Origin of the sequence: Paraburkholderia humisilvae, from assembly GCF_902859855.1 — a bacterium.
Classification (GTDB): Bacteria; Pseudomonadota; Gammaproteobacteria; order Burkholderiales; family Burkholderiaceae; genus Paraburkholderia; species Paraburkholderia humisilvae.
The window spans coordinates 1-507 of record NZ_CADIKH010000515.1 but is presented as its reverse complement, the minus strand read 5'-3'; the positions used below and the strand labels follow the sequence as shown (position 1 = coordinate 507).

At 64.1% G+C, this 507-nt stretch carries 1 protein-coding gene; it reads right to left on the bottom strand.

The window, feature by feature from the left end:
* On the bottom strand, positions 1 to 507 hold a 507-nt coding region (locus tag HV796_RS43300; protein ID WP_484555929.1), incomplete at both ends, for a flagellin N-terminal helical domain-containing protein.

Here is a 507-nt window from a genome sequence, read left to right as displayed (position 1 = left end):
CGTGTCGCCCGACTGCACGAAGCCGGTGCCGAGCGAAGCCGCCGACACGCCCTGGCTCAGGTCGAGCGTAACCGACTGACCGACGTTCGCGCCAACCTGAACGTTGATCAGGCCAGCCTGACCATTCAGCAGGCCGATGCCGTTGAATTGCGTCTGCGAAGCAATACGGTTCACTTCCTGAATCTGTTGCGCCACTTCCTGTTGCAGTGCTGCCTGGTTGGCCGCCGTCAGCGTGCCGCCCGTCGCTTCACCCGCCAGCTGGCGAATACGCTGCAGACTCGACGTGATCTGCGCCAGGCCCGTGCTGGCCGTTTGCACCAGCGACACGCCGTTGTTGGCGTTCGACACGCCCTGGTTCAGACCGTTGATCTGCGTTTGCAGCGAGGTCGAGATCGCGAGGCCCGCTGCGTCGTCCGCCGCGCTGTTAATGCGCTTACCCGACGACAGACGGGTGATCGCCTGCGACAGTGCGCTGCCGGAAGCGTTCAGGTTTTCCTGAGCGACCAG